This is a genomic window from Marinobacter algicola DG893, from assembly GCF_000170835.1.
Taxonomy (GTDB): Bacteria; Pseudomonadota; Gammaproteobacteria; order Pseudomonadales; family Oleiphilaceae; genus Marinobacter; species Marinobacter algicola.
This window is the reverse complement of sequence record NZ_ABCP01000020.1, coordinates 45,801-62,154: the sequence shown is the minus strand read 5'-3', so window position 1 is coordinate 62,154 and position 16,354 is coordinate 45,801. Positions and strand designations below refer to the sequence as shown.

20 protein-coding genes are annotated in these 16,354 nt (G+C 55.9%); 16 read left to right on the top strand and 4 right to left on the bottom strand.

The window, feature by feature from the left end; translation table 11 throughout:
* Positions 1-906 (bottom strand): DesA family fatty acid desaturase (locus MDG893_RS13070; RefSeq protein WP_007154265.1); only part of this gene is annotated, 906 nt, incomplete at its 3' end.
* A gap of 157 nt (positions 907-1,063) precedes the next feature.
* Between MDG893_RS13070 and mutM the strand changes: the two genes are divergently transcribed.
* From mutM to MDG893_RS13030, 8 genes are all read left to right on the top strand, one after another.
* Entirely contained in the window at positions 1,064-1,888 is an 825-nt protein-coding gene (gene mutM, locus MDG893_RS13065; protein WP_007154264.1) for a bifunctional DNA-formamidopyrimidine glycosylase/DNA-(apurinic or apyrimidinic site) lyase, read from the top strand.
* Positions 1,889-2,078: 190 nt separating this feature from the next.
* Positions 2,079-2,411, top strand: a complete 333-nt coding sequence (locus MDG893_RS13060; RefSeq protein WP_007154263.1) for a hypothetical protein — start codon at positions 2,079-2,081, stop codon at positions 2,409-2,411.
* 77 nt (positions 2,412-2,488) lie between these two features.
* Positions 2,489-3,178, top strand: a complete 690-nt coding sequence (yrfG, locus tag MDG893_RS13055; RefSeq protein WP_007154262.1) for a GMP/IMP nucleotidase — start codon at positions 2,489-2,491, stop codon at positions 3,176-3,178.
* A 41-nt stretch (positions 3,179-3,219) separates the two neighbouring features.
* Positions 3,220-3,627: a ribosome-associated heat shock protein Hsp15 gene (gene hslR, locus MDG893_RS13050; protein WP_007154261.1), complete on the top strand. Its 408-nt coding sequence runs from the start codon at positions 3,220-3,222 to the stop codon at positions 3,625-3,627.
* Positions 3,628-3,688: 61 nt separating this feature from the next.
* Positions 3,689-4,543, top strand: coding sequence for an Hsp33 family molecular chaperone HslO (gene hslO / locus MDG893_RS13045; RefSeq protein ID WP_007154260.1), 855 nt, complete (start codon positions 3,689-3,691; stop codon positions 4,541-4,543).
* Positions 4,544-4,718: 175 nt separating this feature from the next.
* Positions 4,719-6,251, top strand: a complete 1,533-nt coding sequence (locus MDG893_RS13040; protein ID WP_007154259.1) for a phosphoenolpyruvate carboxykinase — start codon at positions 4,719-4,721, stop codon at positions 6,249-6,251.
* Between the two features lie 1,125 nt (positions 6,252-7,376).
* Positions 7,377-8,267, top strand: coding sequence for a DUF6414 family protein (locus tag MDG893_RS13035; RefSeq protein WP_007154258.1), 891 nt, complete (start codon positions 7,377-7,379; stop codon positions 8,265-8,267).
* A 34-nt stretch (positions 8,268-8,301) separates the two neighbouring features.
* Positions 8,302-9,162, top strand: a complete 861-nt coding sequence (locus tag MDG893_RS13030) for a restriction endonuclease (protein ID WP_007154257.1) — start codon at positions 8,302-8,304, stop codon at positions 9,160-9,162.
* 154 nt (positions 9,163-9,316) lie between these two features.
* On the opposite strand, the gene MDG893_RS13025 is transcribed toward MDG893_RS13030, so the two are convergent.
* Positions 9,317-10,228, bottom strand: a complete 912-nt coding sequence (locus MDG893_RS13025; RefSeq protein ID WP_007154256.1) for a LysR family transcriptional regulator — start codon at positions 10,226-10,228, stop codon at positions 9,317-9,319.
* Positions 10,229-10,364: 136 nt separating this feature from the next.
* On the opposite strand from MDG893_RS13025, the gene MDG893_RS13020 reads away from it, so the two are divergent.
* The 6 genes from MDG893_RS13020 to MDG893_RS12995 all read left to right on the top strand — a co-directional run bounded on the left by MDG893_RS13020 (position 10,365) and on the right by MDG893_RS12995 (position 13,522).
* On the top strand, positions 10,365-10,811 hold the full coding sequence (locus MDG893_RS13020; RefSeq protein WP_007154255.1) for a VOC family protein: 447 nt from the start codon (positions 10,365-10,367) through the stop codon (positions 10,809-10,811).
* Between the two features lie 19 nt (positions 10,812-10,830).
* Positions 10,831-11,427 (top strand): glutathione S-transferase family protein, encoded by a 597-nt coding sequence (locus MDG893_RS13015; RefSeq protein ID WP_007154254.1) that lies wholly within the window; start codon positions 10,831-10,833, stop codon positions 11,425-11,427.
* A gap of 117 nt (positions 11,428-11,544) precedes the next feature.
* Complete coding sequence (locus tag MDG893_RS13010; RefSeq protein ID WP_007154253.1) at positions 11,545-11,922, top strand: nuclear transport factor 2 family protein; 378 nt, start codon at positions 11,545-11,547, stop codon at positions 11,920-11,922.
* Between the two features lie 21 nt (positions 11,923-11,943).
* Positions 11,944-12,303 (top strand): VOC family protein, encoded by a 360-nt coding sequence (locus MDG893_RS13005; protein ID WP_007154252.1) that lies wholly within the window; start codon positions 11,944-11,946, stop codon positions 12,301-12,303.
* A gap of 20 nt (positions 12,304-12,323) precedes the next feature.
* A complete protein-coding gene (locus MDG893_RS13000) occupies positions 12,324-12,809 on the top strand; it encodes a hypothetical protein (protein WP_007154251.1) in 486 nt (161 codons plus the stop codon).
* A 32-nt stretch (positions 12,810-12,841) separates the two neighbouring features.
* Entirely contained in the window at positions 12,842-13,522 is a 681-nt protein-coding gene (locus MDG893_RS12995; RefSeq protein ID WP_007154250.1) for a lipase family protein, read from the top strand.
* Here MDG893_RS12995 and MDG893_RS12990 read toward each other — a convergent pair.
* Entirely contained in the window at positions 13,486-14,766 is a 1,281-nt protein-coding gene (locus MDG893_RS12990; RefSeq protein ID WP_007154249.1) for an MHYT domain-containing protein, read from the bottom strand. The genes MDG893_RS12995 and MDG893_RS12990 overlap by 37 nt on opposite strands.
* Before the next feature lie 160 nt (positions 14,767-14,926).
* Positions 14,927-15,106: a DUF2897 family protein gene (locus tag MDG893_RS12985; RefSeq protein WP_007154248.1), complete on the bottom strand. Its 180-nt coding sequence runs from the start codon at positions 15,104-15,106 to the stop codon at positions 14,927-14,929.
* A gap of 82 nt (positions 15,107-15,188) precedes the next feature.
* On the opposite strand from MDG893_RS12985, the gene MDG893_RS12980 reads away from it, so the two are divergent.
* Both MDG893_RS12980 and MDG893_RS12975 read left to right on the top strand, forming a co-directional pair.
* Positions 15,189-15,857 (top strand): DNA-3-methyladenine glycosylase I, encoded by a 669-nt coding sequence (locus MDG893_RS12980; RefSeq protein WP_007154247.1) that lies wholly within the window; start codon positions 15,189-15,191, stop codon positions 15,855-15,857.
* Positions 15,858-16,331, top strand: coding sequence for a hydrolase (locus MDG893_RS12975; protein WP_007154246.1), 474 nt, complete (start codon positions 15,858-15,860; stop codon positions 16,329-16,331).
* Positions 16,332-16,354: the final 23 nt, after the last annotated feature.

Sequence of the window (16,354 nt, the reverse complement as noted above, 5' to 3'; positions counted from 1 at the left end):
GCGATAACGCGGACGAATCTCCTCATCCATCACAGCCTTCTGCTGACGCAACACCGGCTCCATCACCCGCTTGCGATACTGACGCATAATATCGAACCGGCTGTTGGTAATGGCCTGAACCGTCTCCACATCCACTTCCTGCTTACCGGGCACATAATGCGCGATCGGCTTGAAGCCCTTGGGATTCGCCAGCCGGAAGAACTGGAACAGGCGGATATAACCCCAGCCAACATCCACCTCGTACCAACGGCGAGACAGCTTGGAGGAATTGGGATAGGTGTGGTGATTATTGTGCAACTCCTCGCCACCGATCAGGATACCCCAGGGCGAAATGTTGCGGGCATTATCGCTGCACTCGAAATTGCGATAACCCATAAAGTGCCCAATGCCATTGACCACGCCGGCCGCCCAGACCGGAATCCACATCATCTGCAGCGCCCAGATCCAGATGCCGTGAACACCGAACAGCAGCAAATCAATCACCGCCATCAGTTGAATACCCAGCAACTTGTAGCGGCTATACACGTTGTTCTCGACCCAGTCTTCCGGAGTGCGCTGGCCATAACGCTCCAGCGTTTCCGGTGTACCGGCCTCGTCATACAGCTCGGCACCTTCAAACAGTACCTTGCGAATGCCCAGAACCACCGGGCTGTGAGGATCTTCCTCGGTTTCGCACTTGGCGTGGTGTTTACGGTGGATCGCCGTCCACTGCTTGGTGTTCTGGGCTGTGGTCAGCCACAGCCAGAAGCGGAAAAAATGCGCCAGCACCGGATGCAGATCCAGCGAGTTGTGGGCAGAATGACGATGCAGGTAAAGGGTAACGCTGATAATTGTGATGTGGGTAAGCCCCAGCGCAACCAGAATCAGCTGCATCACCGAAAGGTCCAGAAGACCGTTGTACCACATAGAGTTTTCCTCGTTCGAAATCCGGGTCCGGCACTGCCCGACAACCGTATTGAACCACTTTAGCGTACAGTTGTTAGCCCGAACAACCGCATTTGGATGCGAATTTGTTACCGATTACACTTATCCGTTACCGCCCGTGCCGCTGGAGTATATCCCTTTGCCCGAATTGCCCGAAGTAGAAACCACCCGACGCGGCATCGCCCCCCATTGTGAAAACCGCACCATCACCCAGGTGACCGTGCGCGATGGCCGACTGCGTTGGCCCGTGCCGGGCAATCTCGCGGAACTGATCGAAGGCTCGGTGATCCACACTGTGGACCGCCGGGCCAAATACTTACTGATAGGCGTAAGCTCGGCCAACGCTGCCGGAACATTGATCGTGCACCTGGGCATGTCCGGCAGCCTGCGGGTGATCACCGATCAGAGCGCCCCCCTACTTCATGACCACGTGGAACTGACACTCGACAACGGCATTCGCCTACGCTTCAACGACCCCCGCCGTTTTGGTTGCTGGCTCTGGTCCGAAACACCGGACCAGCATCCACTGCTCGCCAGCCTGGGGCCAGAACCCCTGGCACCGGAGTTCAATGGGCGCCTGCTCTATCGACTCTCACGGAGCAAGAAGACTCCAGTGAAGCCCTTCATCATGGACAACCATGTGGTGGTGGGCGTCGGCAACATCTATGCGAACGAAGCCCTGTTTAAGGCTGGCATCCATCCCCGCCGCGCTGCCGGCCGCATCAGCCTGGACCGCTACAACCGCCTGGTGGAAGCCATTCGCGAAACCCTTAGCGCTGCCATCCTCATGGGTGGAACCACCCTGCGGGACTTTGTGAACAGCGATGGCAAACCGGGCTATTTTGCCCAGTCACTGCTGGTGTATGGACGCAATGGCGAGTTCTGCCGCGAATGCGGCCATCCGCTGAAGGAAATCCGGATGAACCAGCGCTCGACGGTTTACTGCGGGAAATGCCAGCGCTGAACGGCGGCCAGACAACTAATGAAACAGAAAAATCGTTTGAAAATACGCAAATATGATTCATAGTTAACAGAGTATCCATAATCGTAAGCTACACTGTGCGGTATATGTATCGTCAGCCACCCAGAGGCAGGACGACCATCGGCCAGATCAGAACGCCGACAAGCTAAGGTAAGCTCAGGAGAAACAAGAAATGACCGGTAAGATTTCCCACATCGTTATTACAGCCGTAGCGGTTTGCCTGCTGGCTTTTTCCTCCGTCGGCCACGCCCAAGCCATTGACGAAGAGCCCTCAGCACTGGCAATGACAGGCGATGCGCTGTTTGTTCGCCCGGCCCTGTTTGCCACCACCATCGTGGGAAGCGTGGTTTACCTGGTGTCCCTGCCGTTCTCCGCACTGGGTGGTAACGCGGCGGAAGCCGGCGAGGTCCTGGTTGTTGGCCCGGCCAAAGCCACCTTTGTTCGCTGCCTCGGCTGTACTCGCACCGGCAGGAAGCAACAGCCTATTGAACAAAGCGGTAACTGATCCGTAAAAACCCGCCTTGCCAATTTGTGCATTCTTCGGCAGCCTGACGTTTAACCAACTTCAGGCTGTTTTTGTTTATGGTGAACTGGCACTCCCTTGAGACGGTGTTCCTGGATATGGACGGAACACTGCTCGACCTGCATTTCGACAACCATTTCTGGCTTGAGCACCTGCCCAGGCGTTACGCCGAGTACAACAACCTTAGCCCGGAAGAAGCCCGCGACACCATCATCCCAATGATCATGGCCGAACGTGGGTCCCTGAACTGGTATTGCACCGACTACTGGAGCGACCGGCTGGATATGGACATCACCGGGCTCAAGGCCGAAGTGGGCGAACGCATTGGCTACCGGCCCCATGTGACGGATTTTCTAGATGCTGTCCGTGACACCGGCCTGCGCTCGGTGATCGTCACCAACTGCCATCCCGACCCCCTCAGCCTGAAGCTGCAGCGCACCGGCCTGGACAGCCGGGTAGACAACATCATCTCGAGCCACCAACTGGGCAAGCCCAAGGAAGACCCCGCCTTCTGGCAGGACCTCGCCGGGCTGGAAGCCTATCAGCCTGCCGCCACCTTGATGGTGGACGACAGCTTCCCGGTACTGGAAAGCGCCCGCACCGCTGGCATCGCCCAATGCCTTGCCATTCTGGCACCAGACAGCAGGCAACCCGCCCGCGACCGGCACCCGGACATCCCCTCGATCCATCATTTTGATGAAATACTGCCGGCACTGCGTCAACGCCAACCCCTGCCATCCGGCCAGTGAGCCAGCTATACTATGCGTATACGCTCATCAGGTGAGGAGACATGACGGCAACCACCACTGACGACACCCGCGTAAGACTCGACAAATGGCTGTGGGCAGCACGCTTCTACAAAACCCGCAACCTCGCCAAGCAAGCCATCGAAGGGGGCAAGGTTCACTACAACAGCCAGCGAACCAAACCCGGAAAACTGGTGGAGCCCGGCGCCAAAGTTACCCTGCGGCTGGGCTGGCAGGAACGCATTGTGGTGGTGGACGACCTCAGTGACCGGCGCCGGGGCGCTCCCGAAGCCCAGAAGCTTTATCACGAAACCGACGACAGCGTGAAACGCCGGGAAGAACTCTCGTGGCAGCGCAAAACCATGCAGGCGGCGCAGCTACCCCCGGCCCGACGGCCTTCCAAGAAAGACCGCCGGGACATACAACGCTTCCGGGAACAGAACGGGCTCTAGCATTCCTGTTTTCCGCCCCCATGATCACCGTTTCCGACTTTAACGCTCAGGAGAAATACCAATGGCATCCCGGGACCAGTTCCAGCGATTTATTTTTGAAGACAGCCAGGTCCGGGGAGCCTGGGTGAAGCTGAACGACAGCTACAGCGAAATAGGCAGCCAGGCACCCTATCCCGCCTCCGTGCGGCGCATGCTGGGGGAGTCCCTGGTGGCCAGTGTGCTGATGAGCAGTACGCTCAAGTTCGAAGGCACCCTATCCCTGCAAGCCCAGGGCGACGGCCCGTTGCGTACGCTGATGGCCGAGTGCAGCCATGATCGTTTTATCCGCGGCCTGGCCCGTTACGACGAACACGCCGTGACCGAGGACTCCCTGAATGCGCTGCTGGGCGAAGGCCGCATGGCTATCACCATCTCCCCGGACAAAGGCCAACGCTACCAGGGCGTGGTGCCCCGGGAAGAGGAGAACCTGGCCGGCTGCCTGGAAGAATACTTCGAACGCTCCGAGCAGATCCCCACCAGCTTCTTCCTGTTTGCCGATGAAAACTGCAGCGCCGGCCTGATGCTGCAGAAACTACCCGGCGACACTGAACAGGATTCCGATCTTTGGGATCGCCTTAATCACCTGGCCAGCACCGTGGAAGCCGAAGAACTACTGACCCTGGACAGCGAGACCGTACTCCATCGCCTGTTCAACGAAGAGACCGTTCGCCTGTTCGATGCCGAACCCGTCGCCTTCCGCTGCAGCTGTTCGCGGGAGCGAACCCTGGGAGCCCTGGAATCCATCGGTAAGGAGGAGTGCTATAGTATCCTCGACGAACAGGGCTCCATCGAAATGGACTGCCAGTTCTGTCATCAACACTATCGCTTCGATAGAAATGATATTGATCACCTTTTCACCGGCCATACGTTACACTGAACACCCGGCTGAATGGCCCGGAAGCCAGTCGTAGAGCGGCTTCCGGGGCAGTCGTTTTTTACCGGCGTCTCTGGCATAATAGCGCGCCTGAATTGACCCGATTGCTCAGATTTCCGTCAATTTTTAGGGGGGACGGCCTGAGCAATCACGATCACATCCCGAGGGCGAGGTCGAAGTGAGTAACACTTATAATGATCTGAGTGCAGCACAACTGGTTGAGCAGGCACTGGAAAGACGCGAGGGCCAACTGGCCGCAAATGGTTCCCTGGTGGTCAAAACCGGTGAACGTACAGGCCGGTCCCCGAAAGACCGCTACATCGTCGAAGAGCCCAGCACCTCTGACGATATCCATTGGGGCCCCATCAACCGCCCGTTCGACGCGGACAAGTTTGATGCCCTCTGGGATCGCGTTGAAGCCTACATCGCCGAGAAAGACAGCTTTGTAAGCCAGGTACACGTCGGCTCTGACCCGGAACATTACCTGCCGGTACGCATGACCACCGAAACCGCCTGGCAGAACCTGTTCGGCCAGAATCTGTTCATTCGCCCGGATAGCTTCAACCCGGCTGACAAGCAGGAATGGCAGATCCTCAACGCCGCCAACTTCGAGTGCGTGCCCGAGCGTGACGGCACCAACAGCAACGGCTGCGTGATCATCAACTTTGCCAAGCGCAAGGTACTGCTGGCAGGCATGCACTACGCCGGCGAAATGAAAAAGGCCATGTTCTCCGTGCAGAACTTCCTGCTGCCGGAAAAAGACGTGCTGCCGATGCACTGCTCCGCCAACGTCGGCGAAGACGGCGAAACCTGCCTGTTCTTTGGCCTCTCCGGCACCGGCAAGACCACCCTCTCTGCAGACCCTGATCGCTTCCTGATCGGCGACGATGAGCACGGCTGGGGCCCAGGCACCGTCTTCAACATTGAAGGCGGCTGCTACGCCAAGTGCATCGACCTGAGCCAGAAAAACGAACCCATCATCTGGGACGCCATCCGCTTTGGTGCCATCGTTGAGAACGTCACCATCGACCCGGAAACCCGCGAACCGGACTATACCGACGTCTCCCTCACCGAAAACTCCCGCTGCGCCTACCCGCTGGAGCATGTTGAGAAGCGCGTTATTGAGAACCGCGCCGGCGAGCCGTCACACATTGTCTTCCTGACCTGCGACATGACCGGCGTACTGCCGCCTGTGTCCATCCTCAGCAAGGAAGCCGCGGCTTACCACTTCCTCAGTGGCTACACCGCGCTGGTGGGCTCCACCGAAATGGGCTCTTCTTCCAAGCTGAAAGCCACCTTCTCCACCTGCTTCGGCGCACCGTTTTTCCCGCGCCCGGCCGGCGTCTACGCCGAGCTGCTGATGAAGCGCATGGATGAGTTTGGCAGCAAGGTCTTCCTGGTGAACACCGGCTGGACCGGCGGCCCCTACGGCGTGGGCGAGCGATTCAGCATCCCCACCACCCGTGGCATCATCGCCGCCATCCAGAACGGCGACCTGGACGATGCCGAGACCGAGCACCTGCCCACCCTGAACGTGGACGTGCCGGTTGACGTACCGGGCGTAGACAACAATCTGCTGAACCCGCGCAACACCTGGGCCAGCAAGGAAGACTACGACGCCAAGGCCGCCGAACTGATTGGCCAGTTCGTGGAAAACTTCAAGAAGTTTGATGTTTCCGACGCCATCGTAGAGGCCGGGCCGAAAGCGTAAGCCCGCCTTTATTGAGAAAGCGCCCTGCTCTTTGAGTACGGCGCTTTTTTTGTGTGCAGACAACCAGCCTGCTACTAAACGACTGCCTCTGAACCGGAGCGTGAAGTCGATATGATTGGGAGAACGTTGACTGCCTCGATATTACATGGCGGCATGGAGAGGTGTAGGCTAAGCTGTTGTTAATCTTGGTCGTTAGCGCACGAACACATTGCGATTTGATGGAATCATGAAGCGGTCACATTTTCGCAATCACTGTGACGTCGGTCTAACTGCTGTTATAAGCCAAGGCTCTGGTAATTTATTGGTGGTTGGGTGCATGGGCCTTGGCGGAAAATTGCGTGGTAGTTTTTGGTTTCGCGTCGTTGCCAAGGCCAGCAACATCGTCGTCCAAACTGGAAGCCAGTTTCCGCTTCTATCGGTTTATCATCAGGGTGCCCAGGTTGTGGGGCAATTCGCCGCAAATTCGAAACGGGTCGGGTAGTTTGGTGGTTTGTATCGGTGCCGGATCGTGAGCAGGTGCGGGGCTTCTCTGGCGTTCGCATGCGGGTTGTGGGGGCGGAACGGAAACCAACTGGTGAACCGGCTTCTAACCAGTCGCTGTAGTACGCGGCCGATGGCCGCCGGACGCCCTTTTCATTGCGGCTTCGCCTCCATTACAAGGGCGCCGCTAAGCTCAGCGTTAGCTGTGTAGTGCGTTGCACTTTTTAGTGGCTGGGTGCCATCGGGCCTTGGCCGCAGGCGGGCAGTAAAACCGGAAATTTCGGTGTTCTGCCAAGGCCGTCAGAATCCGCTGTCAGATTGGCAGCTCAGTCGGTCAGCGGTGTTGGTAAAAGCTTGGGTGTTCACCGTGCGGGGCTGTCCGCCGAAACCTGGTTCCTTGCTTACCTGCTACTCTGAAGTTCAGGTTCGTTCACCGCATCGTCTGTAGTGGTTTTTATCAAGGTGCATTGGCTAAGGCTTGTGCCCCAAAGAAACGGAGCAGGCTGTCATGTTGGTTGCCAAAGATCGGGTTTCATTCCGGTTCGGTAGTTCGCAGCTAACAAAGCCATCAAATTCGCTCCCTACGGTCGCCGGACGCCCTTGTCAGGGCGCCGTTTATGGCTGGCGTTATATGGAAATTGAACTATGAATGACCTGATAGTCCCGGTTTATCTCAATCAGAGGATGGTTTTCGACCTACTTGCGATGCTTCAAGGAGGGATCTCAACTGTAACTGCGGTTACCAAACAAGACGGCGGTGAGTCAGGATCAGTTGGTACAGCATCTGCATCGTTGGGTTTGAGCGAGGCACTATCATCTCTTTTTAAAATCGGCTTGAAAGCCGAAGTAGAGACGTCGGATAAGTCATCTACCAATAACTCTATTCAAGAGGAGCGCGTCCATACCCCAGCCTCGCTCTTTTACCAGTTGAGAACCACGCTTTCTGAAAAGAAACTGCTTCAGCAAATCGATGAAGGGAGCCACATCAACGCTGGGCAAATCGTTGAGTTCACCGTAAAGCTCAAGCGAAACCCCATCATCGAAATCATGGATACGATGACTGAAATGATGTCGATGGCTGTCTTGTTTGAAGACAAGTCCCCGAATAATGGTAAAGGAGGGAAAGCTGGAAAGGGAAAACCTAATGAAAACGTCCAGCTCAAAAAACAGATGGAAGAGTTTTCTCAGGCTTTGAAATCCGGGAACACGGTAGATTTGACTGCAAGTGATCTACCCTCTGGTCACAAGGCCGTAATCACGGTGGAGTCACTTTATCTAAACGACCCGGTTATGTCGGACCTAGTTGATGGGGAATTTAAGGTTGTTGGAAAGGTTGTGAGAAGTATTAGCGACGCGTCAGAATCGATCAATCTGATCAGGAAGACAGCCTTAAGCCGGATGCCAAGCCATATATTAGAGCAGGTTTTTCAACAATTTGCGGCGTTGGGTACAACCCAAGGATTTGACATTCCCGAACTCACAATGGAAATCGAAGGGCCTGCGATTCAGATTCTCCCAATCGCTATCTACGCTTAGTCATGGTCCATATAACTGCTGTTAGGCAAAATGAATGAGTAGTCTCAGTCTGATAGAAAAGCAGAAGTTAGAGCGTGAGCTAGGCATGTCGAGTGGCTACGTGCTTGGTTTTTCAAACCGTACATTCGATGACTTTTTCAGAGAAGTTGTCGGCGTTTCGATCTACGACTCCTACTACGATCAAGCGTCTGGTTCAAAAGCTCACAGAACACGTTCATTTTGGCGGCTGGCAACGGATGAACAAGTCTTGCTGTTTTTGAACGGTCTGCGCGAAGGTTGGGAGATCTATTCAGATGAACCTATTCCAGATTCTGCAGAAAAACTTCTAAAGCAAATCATCCGAAGGCTGGGAGGACATAGTGAACCTGTGGCTCAGCCAAAGGATGAGGAAGTACAAGTTCAAATTGATGAAAATCTAAGCCAGCGTATCTTCTCCCAACTTATTGAACTAGCAGATCTAGCCCCACAGAATCGCGGGTTCGCTTTTGAGCGGTTTCTAAAAGACCTGTTTGATGCTTACGGACTCTCTGCGCGCTCTTCGTTTCGTCTCATAGGCGAGCAGATAGATGGCAGTTTCGTATTGAATAAAGAAACTTACCTATTGGAAGCAAAATGGCAAAACGCGCCGACTGGAGCCGCGGACCTACACACCTTTGAAGGTAAGTTAAGCCAGAAGGCGTTCTGGTCCCGAGGTTTATTCTTGAGTAACAGTGGTTTTTCCAGCGACGGCCTTCAGGCTTTCGGTAAGGGAAAGCGGATCGTATGCATGGACGGCTTTGACTTGTCGGAAATGCTCAGACGAAGGCTGTCCGTAGTAGATGTTTTGGAAGCAAAAGTTCGACGAGCGGCAGAGACAGGGAGACCTTTCATCCCTGTCCGTGAACTGTTTGTCTAAACGTGAGCATGCCTAACCAATTGTTGCAGTTCGTTCTGGACTTACCCCGGTCTACTAGACACTCCTGGCCTATGATTGGACTTACCCCGGTCTACTAGACACTCCTAGCCTATGATTAGAGCATAGGAGGAATTGGAAATTGTGCGCCGTGTCGTCATTGATACTTGTTGCCAGCCATCCCACTGAGCCTTTCCTGCAAAGGCCCCACCACGGCATCCAAAAATTGCCGCACTCGTGGTGATAGCAAGCGGCTGTGCGGAAACACCAACTGCACCGGCAACGCCGGAGCATTGTATTCCGTCAACACCGGCACCAGGGTGCCGCGCTCAAAATCCTCCTGGGCCTGATAAGCCAGCACCCGGCAAATGCCAAGGCCCTCACGGGCGGCAGCGAGTTCAGTGTCGATCTGGTTCGCACTGACTACCGGGCGAATGCGCTGCTCCCACAGCTCTCCCTTTACCTGAAACTGCCACACCTCGCCGGCAGGCGTGAACCCCACGGTCGGCCAGTCTGATAACTGTTCGGGGTGGCTGGGCCGCCCTCGTTGTTCGATGAGTTCAGGGCTCGCACAGAGTACATAGGGCGTACTGCCGACCTGTCGTGCCACCAGTGAGCTGTCGGCCAGGTGACCAATACGCAGGGCCAGATCAAAGCCTTCCTCAATAACATCGACAACGCGATCAAGCAGGATCAGTTCCGCGCTCATGGAGGGGTTCTGTTTTAGCCATTGGTTCAGTAGTGGCGCAATGTGCAGGCGACCAAACGTGACAGGTGCAGTGATCGTCAGCTTGCCAGCGGGGTCGGCGCGTCGGCTGTCCAGTCGGAACTCTGCGGTCTGAATGTCCGCGAGAATGCGGCGGCAGTGATCGAGGTATTCGCGCCCCTCATCGGTCAGGGCGATACGGCGGGTGCTGCGATTGAGCAAGCGTACGCCAAGATGCTGCTCCAGACTGGCAAGGGTTCGCACGACAGCGGCCGGGGATCGGTCCAGTTTGTCGGCGGCGGCGGAGAGGCTGCCCTGATCCACAATGGCGACAAAGGTACTCATGGCTTTGAGTTTGTCCATCGGCAGGCACCGCGCAGCGTGTGGCAGGGATTTGTGCAAAAACCTGAATAATCCTAACAGGTAGACGGCATTTATTGAATCCGCGTGAAGGCGTTTACTGGTGACACCAAGTCACTCATTCGGAGTTTAATCTGCCATGGAACAACCTCAGCCGATTCGTCAGTACGATCACGTCGGTATTCGAGTCAGCGACCGCCAACAAGCCATTGCTTTCTACGAGCAGCTGGGCTTTCGGGAGGTGCGTCGCTTCGATAAGCATGAAGCCAACGAGATGGAAACCTCAGACGGCGTGCGTATCAACCTGATCTTCAACGCCACGCGTTTGCCCCACGGCCGGAACGTGTTGCTGGACGAGCCCGTCAAGCTACCCGGTGTGACCCACCCTGCCTTTGTGGTCGACGATCTTTACGCAATGAAGGACTGGCTTGATCAGGCAGGCATTGCCATTACCGAGGGCATCCATCGTCTCGGCCCACGCCGAATCACCCTGTTTATCCGTGATCCCGACAGGAACGTACTGGAGTTCAATCAGTTACTGCCCGAGTCCGCGAATGCTGACGCGCCCCCCAGTAACGACCACTAACCTAAAGGAAGCATCTCTCATGAAACTGTACGATCTGGAATTGTCCGGTAACTGCTACAAAGTTCGTCTGTTTGCTGCATTAGCAGGCATTGATCTGGAGCTGGAACCCGTGGACCTCCCTGGCGGGGCTCATAAACGATCCCCGTTTATCGAACTCAATCCCTGGGGCCAGGTGCCAGTGTTAGCCGATGACGGCGTTGTACTTCGCGACTCCCAGGCGATTCTGGTGTATCTGGCCCGCCAATACGGCGGCAACCAATGGTGGCCAGACGGCGCAGCACAACAGGGCGAAGTCATGCAGTGGCTGTCGACTGCCGCCAACGAGATTCACGCTGGCCCCAATGCAGCCCGTTTGATCGACAAGTTTGGATACCCGCTGGACAAGGAAAGGGCCTTGGCCGTCAGCGCAAAAGTTCTTCCGTTGGTCGAAAAGCACCTCAGCGAACACCAATGGCTGGCATTGGGCCGGCCCACCATCGCAGACTGTGCCGTGTTCCCCTATGTTGCAACCGGCTGGGAAGGTGGCGTAACACTCGAGCGATACCCAGCCATCCGGGCCTGGATCGACCGTATAAAATCGCTGCCTGGATACATCGGGATGCCAGGGATTAAATGAGGTTTAAGACTCCACGACGAGAACAATAATCGCTATGCTTTGATCTGGGTGGTAGAACAATGCAATCTACGCAGATCCAGGCATTTAAATCGTCCTGTTTTGGAATGGAGTCTGTACATGCAGCCAAAAGACGTCGTGGAGCAGTTCATCGCCGATACCCGTGCTCATCGCTTTGATGAGGCAAAAGCGTGGCTGGTTGCCGACGGGTTTGAATATGTGGGGCCGAACATGCATTTCCTCAGTCCGGATGACATGTTGTCCTACCAGTTCGGCATGGCCGCCATCCAGAAAGACCTCGTTCTCCGGCAGCTCAGTGCAGATGGGGAGCACGTATTCGCGATTCTGGATTACCGGACAAACTTTGAACCGATTGGGGATGTACGGCTGGCCGTCTGGTTTCGTGTGCGCGATGATAAGATCCAGACAGTTGAAGCCTTCTATAACGCAGCGGTGGTTGAGAACATGCTGGGAGGCAACCTGCCTTCGGCTAACTGACGCTGACGGGGACCAGAGGACATGAAAGAAACCGGAAAGATCAACTATGTTGAGCTCCCTTCACGGGATCTTGACGTTACGAAACGGTTCTTTACCAGCGCGTTTGGCTGGTCGTTTGTAGACTACGGGCCGGAATACGTTGCCATTGAAAATGCCGGGCTGGACGGTGGCTTCTTCAAATCCGATAAGGTCGCCACCACGAGCAACGGCAGTGCCCTGATTGTCCTCTACAGCACGGACCTGGAAGCCACCCTCGACAAAGTAACGTCTTCAGGTGGCACCATCGTGCAGGGCATTTTTTCATTTCCGGGCGGTCGCCGTTTTCATTTCTCGGACCCCAATGGCAATGAGTATGCCGTTTGGTCTGAGCCAGTGGTGTAAACCGACTTCAGGAGCCCAAAATGCCAAGGAAGACATTGCGCAATATCAGCTTGCCAGCACTTTTCACCCTGCCTGCCCTGACGTTAGCCGGCCAGTCCACATCGGTTGACTACCTCGCCAGCAAGCCTTTGCTTCTGGAAATCCGCTACTGTGAGTGCCCGGCCACCACACCTGGTGGCGCCCCAGGCGATGTGTTGCCGGAGTTTCTGGATGAGTCGAGGGTTCTGAGGGTGGGAGCAGTCACAACCGAACACAGTAACTTTGTTGCTTCGCGGGCGCTCTCCATGGGATACGAGATCAGCCCCGCGGAAAATCCTCCTGGTTCGTTTCAGCTTACCTATGCCAGTGAATACACAACTCGCGATGGCACCAGTTCCGCGCAGGGAACGGTGTTGCTGGAAGCGGGCCAATGGGTAAGTCTTTTCGGATCCAGCCACCACACTGAAGCCGGGGCGAAACATATCGGTATTGCGCTTCGGCTGGTGGATCAAAGCGCCTCCCAATAGAAAGCACCTCCCAATAGAGAGAAACGCCGTCGATGATACGCATTCCTTTTTTCCAGGCACCGGATTACCCGGCGGTTGAACCGGGTTTCAATGAACCAAAGGTGGCGGCGATTCACGGCCTCATGGGCCATGACCTTATGCGGAAGCACCTGCTTCGCATGATGAGGGAAACCGGTTACCGCGACACAACCATGTACAGCCATTTGCATCCCACAAAAGCAATCGCGGACGATTTAAGCGAAGCGGCTGACGCAAACCGCAGGATAGCCATCGTCGGCTATAGTCAGGGCGGGTTCGAGGCGATCAAGGTGGCGCGTGAACTCGCCCGGCGTGACATCACAGTCGACCTGGTTGTGACCATTGCGGCGGATGGCTTGGGCCGAACGCTGCCGGCCCAATGGGGGTTCAACCCCCGCGAAGTGCCGGCCAACGTATCCAGATGTCTGAATTTTTTCTCCGAGGGCGACCGGCTTGGCTCCGATCAAAAGCCTGAGCGCAATCTGGTGCAAGCCAGCCGCTCAGGCCAGGACCTTGAGAATATTATCTTCCCCAAGGACGAACACATATCCCACGTTCGATTGGTCATCTGCTACCCGGAGTCACGAGTGCATCCTACCGTCAGAGCTCAGTTGCTGGACCGGCTGCAAACTGAACTGGAGACGTTGACCCGCCAGCATCATGTTTCCGGCAGTGCTGAACGCGCCTCGAAGTAATCCGCCGATTTTACCTCTTCGTTCAGACTGGCGAGCCCCAGTTTTCGAAGCTCTAAGGTTTCCATCGCTTTTTTCATCAGCATCCGGCTATTACGACCTGAATTGGGGAATACACTCTGCCCAGCTCGAAGTTCAAGTGTAACGCCACCGTCTGTTTCCGTCGGAAGATTGCGAAGGCGCTGATACATGTCTCTGTGTTTATCGTGTGCGGGGTTTGTCACGAGCAACACAAACGCACTGGTTGAATGGCGTGCCAGGTAGGTTCCTCCATCGAGTGCTGCCCTAACACTCCTGGCCAGAGCGGCTATTGCGTCTTCAGCTTGGTTGTCGGGAATCTCCCGATGGTTGGCAACCTCCAGGTAGAGCACGGCGAACGCGTGTTTGTCGGCTTCACTCCTTGCCAGTTCCCTGACCAGATGATTCGCCAGGCTGGCCCGGTTGGGCAGTTCGGTGGTCGAATCGTACAGAGCTTTGCGCTCGACACGCTGTGATTCCTCCAGCGCCTGTATTTCAGCGTTCCGGCGTTGCTTGACGTCATTGGCGGAGGCATAGAGAGCAATCAGGATCAACACACCACTGACCAGGGCCAGAGGAGCTCCCAGCCAATCACCCGATAGCAGGTTATCTGCGGCGGGCATGGCGTTTTCAGGATAGATCATGGCGGCCATGCCAGTGTAGTGCATACCGCAGATAGCCACGCCCATGGCCAGGGCGGCGCCGAGCTGGAGGGCGGTTCCTTTCAGGCCTTGTATTGACTGCAAACGGCGACAAATGAACATGGCCACACCCGAGGCCCCGACCGCAATAACAACGGAAGCACTGAATAAAACCGGGTCGTAACGCATCCCCGGCTCCATCTCCATGGCCGCCATGCCGACGTAATGCATGGACGTAATGCCGCCGCCCATAAACAGGCTGCCGATGACGATCTGCAGCGCGCCCGCTCGGTCCTTGCCGATGATATGCAGGGCCAGTCCCGAGGCACCCACAGCGGCAACCCAGGAAATCAGGGTAATGGTGAGGTCGTAGCTCATTTCCATCGGCATCACATAAGCCTGCATGCCTACGAAATGCATAACCCAGACCCCGGTCCCCATCGTCAGAGCTCCGAGCACCAGCCATAGTCTGGCTTTTGCCTGTTCGAGCGTTACAAGCTGTGCGCCGAAGTAGAGCGCGCTGTACGACGCCAGTACCGCAATCACAAAGGATGCGGCAACCAGGGTGTAATCGTAGTATCCCGTCATTCTGAAACCCGTTTTCTGGATGGAGGCTGTTCACGATCAGTTTCGCCAGTGGCCAAACTGCCGTGAAATGAGAAATCCATCACATTTACGGGCGGTGTTGTTCTATCGTTTCAAAAACAATGTGAATTTTCGTGAAATGTATAATGGCGAGGTCGGCGGCTTACCATTGCTCCCGGTCTTCCGCGCTCTCCTCCGCCTCGATTTCGGCCTTGCGCTCCTGAATCTTTTTCATCTTTTCATCAGAAATTTTCATGCTGTTCGCATTGTCACGCAGCACCATCAGGCTGCCGACTATCAGGGCGAAAGCAACTAGGACAATAACCCATCCGATAAGAGGCATAGCTTGGCTCCTTCAATGAACCCGTTTACCTTATAGTGGACCACGCGCCTTCAACCCGACAACCGGATTCGGAAGTTACTCCATGTCCTTCTCCAGAATTTATAATCAGGCGGCCGCCCGAAAAGGAGGCGAAGTCGCGCTACGCGCCATGCTGCCGCGGGTTGCAGAGCCCGGCGAGCTTGAAGCGATGGGTGACGACCGCTACCTGTCGGAAGTTACCCGCTGTGTCTTTAAAGCGGGTTTCGTGTGGCGAGTGATCGAGAACAAGTGGCCGGGTTTTGAAGATGCCTTCAAGGGATTCGTACCGCTGTACTGGCAGCAGGTTCCGCCGGAAGTGCTAGAAGAACTGGCACAGGATGAACGCATTGTGCGCAACATGCAGAAAATTCGCACGGTGCCGGACAACGCCCGGATGATTGTGGATGGCGCCCGTGAGCACGGTGGATTTGGAGCCTTCCTGAGCCAGTGGCCTTCGCACGATCAAGTCGGCCTGCTGATGTGGTTCAAACGCCACGGTGCCCGCCTTGGCGGCAACACCGCCCAGTATTTCCTGCGCCGGGTAGGCTGGGATGGTTTTGTGCTGTCGTCAGATGTGGCTGCCGGGCTGCATCGCGAAGAACGGCTGGATGCCAGCCCCGGCAGCAAAAAGGCCCTGGTGCAGGCACAGCAGGCCTTCAACGACTGGCACAAGGAAACCGGCCTGCCCTACAGCCACCTGTCGCGAATTCTGTCTTACTCAGTGGGAGATTAAATGCGTTCCGCCCTGCCCGTCCTTGCCATTTTATTGATGACATCCACGCTGTCTTCGGTCCATGCCGACCCATTGCTTGAGGCGGTGAAAACCGTGGAGCAGCGCCTGGACGCACGCGTGGGCGTCGCCCTCTACGATTCCGGGACTGGAAAAACCTGGGACTATCACGGCGATGACCGTTTTCCCATCACCAGCACCTTCAAAACCCTGGCCTGTGCGGCGTTGCTGGCGAATGTGGACAACGGCACTGATGATCTTGATCGGCGAGTGGCCTTCAGCAAGGACGATCTGGTGACCTATTCACCGGTCACTGAGACACGTGCAGAGGAAGAGGCAGGTATGAGTTTGCGGGAGCTGTGTGAAGCGCCTGTAACCGCCAGAACCCCCTGCCGGTCTGTCAGAATATTTTACACGATGCCTTCAACGTTACACTCAGAAGTCTCCGTGGCACCTGAATTCATAGAGATTTTTTGATAGTGGCCTGCATGTTGCCCTTC

Coding starts and splice junctions, on each gene's coding strand:
- MDG893_RS13060 (WP_007154263.1), top strand. CDS start 2,079: ATGACCGGTAAGATTTCCCACATCGTTATTACAGCCGTAGCGGTTTGC.
- yrfG (WP_007154262.1), top strand. CDS start 2,489: ATGGTGAACTGGCACTCCCTTGAGACGGTGTTCCTGGATATGGACGGA.
- hslR (WP_007154261.1), top strand. CDS start 3,220: ATGACGGCAACCACCACTGACGACACCCGCGTAAGACTCGACAAATGG.
- hslO (WP_007154260.1), top strand. CDS start 3,689: ATGGCATCCCGGGACCAGTTCCAGCGATTTATTTTTGAAGACAGCCAG.
- MDG893_RS13035 (WP_007154258.1), top strand. CDS start 7,377: ATGAATGACCTGATAGTCCCGGTTTATCTCAATCAGAGGATGGTTTTC.
- MDG893_RS13030 (WP_007154257.1), top strand. CDS start 8,302: ATGAGTAGTCTCAGTCTGATAGAAAAGCAGAAGTTAGAGCGTGAGCTA.
- MDG893_RS13025 (WP_007154256.1), bottom strand. CDS start 10,228: ATGGACAAACTCAAAGCCATGAGTACCTTTGTCGCCATTGTGGATCAG.
- MDG893_RS13020 (WP_007154255.1), top strand. CDS start 10,365: ATGGAACAACCTCAGCCGATTCGTCAGTACGATCACGTCGGTATTCGA.
- MDG893_RS13015 (WP_007154254.1), top strand. CDS start 10,831: ATGAAACTGTACGATCTGGAATTGTCCGGTAACTGCTACAAAGTTCGT.
- MDG893_RS13010 (WP_007154253.1), top strand. CDS start 11,545: ATGCAGCCAAAAGACGTCGTGGAGCAGTTCATCGCCGATACCCGTGCT.
- MDG893_RS13005 (WP_007154252.1), top strand. CDS start 11,944: ATGAAAGAAACCGGAAAGATCAACTATGTTGAGCTCCCTTCACGGGAT.
- MDG893_RS13000 (WP_007154251.1), top strand. CDS start 12,324: ATGCCAAGGAAGACATTGCGCAATATCAGCTTGCCAGCACTTTTCACC.
- MDG893_RS12995 (WP_007154250.1), top strand. CDS start 12,842: ATGATACGCATTCCTTTTTTCCAGGCACCGGATTACCCGGCGGTTGAA.
- MDG893_RS12990 (WP_007154249.1), bottom strand. CDS start 14,766: ATGACGGGATACTACGATTACACCCTGGTTGCCGCATCCTTTGTGATT.
- MDG893_RS12985 (WP_007154248.1), bottom strand. CDS start 15,106: ATGCCTCTTATCGGATGGGTTATTGTCCTAGTTGCTTTCGCCCTGATA.
- MDG893_RS12980 (WP_007154247.1), top strand. CDS start 15,189: ATGTCCTTCTCCAGAATTTATAATCAGGCGGCCGCCCGAAAAGGAGGC.
- MDG893_RS12975 (WP_007154246.1), top strand. CDS start 15,858: ATGCGTTCCGCCCTGCCCGTCCTTGCCATTTTATTGATGACATCCACG.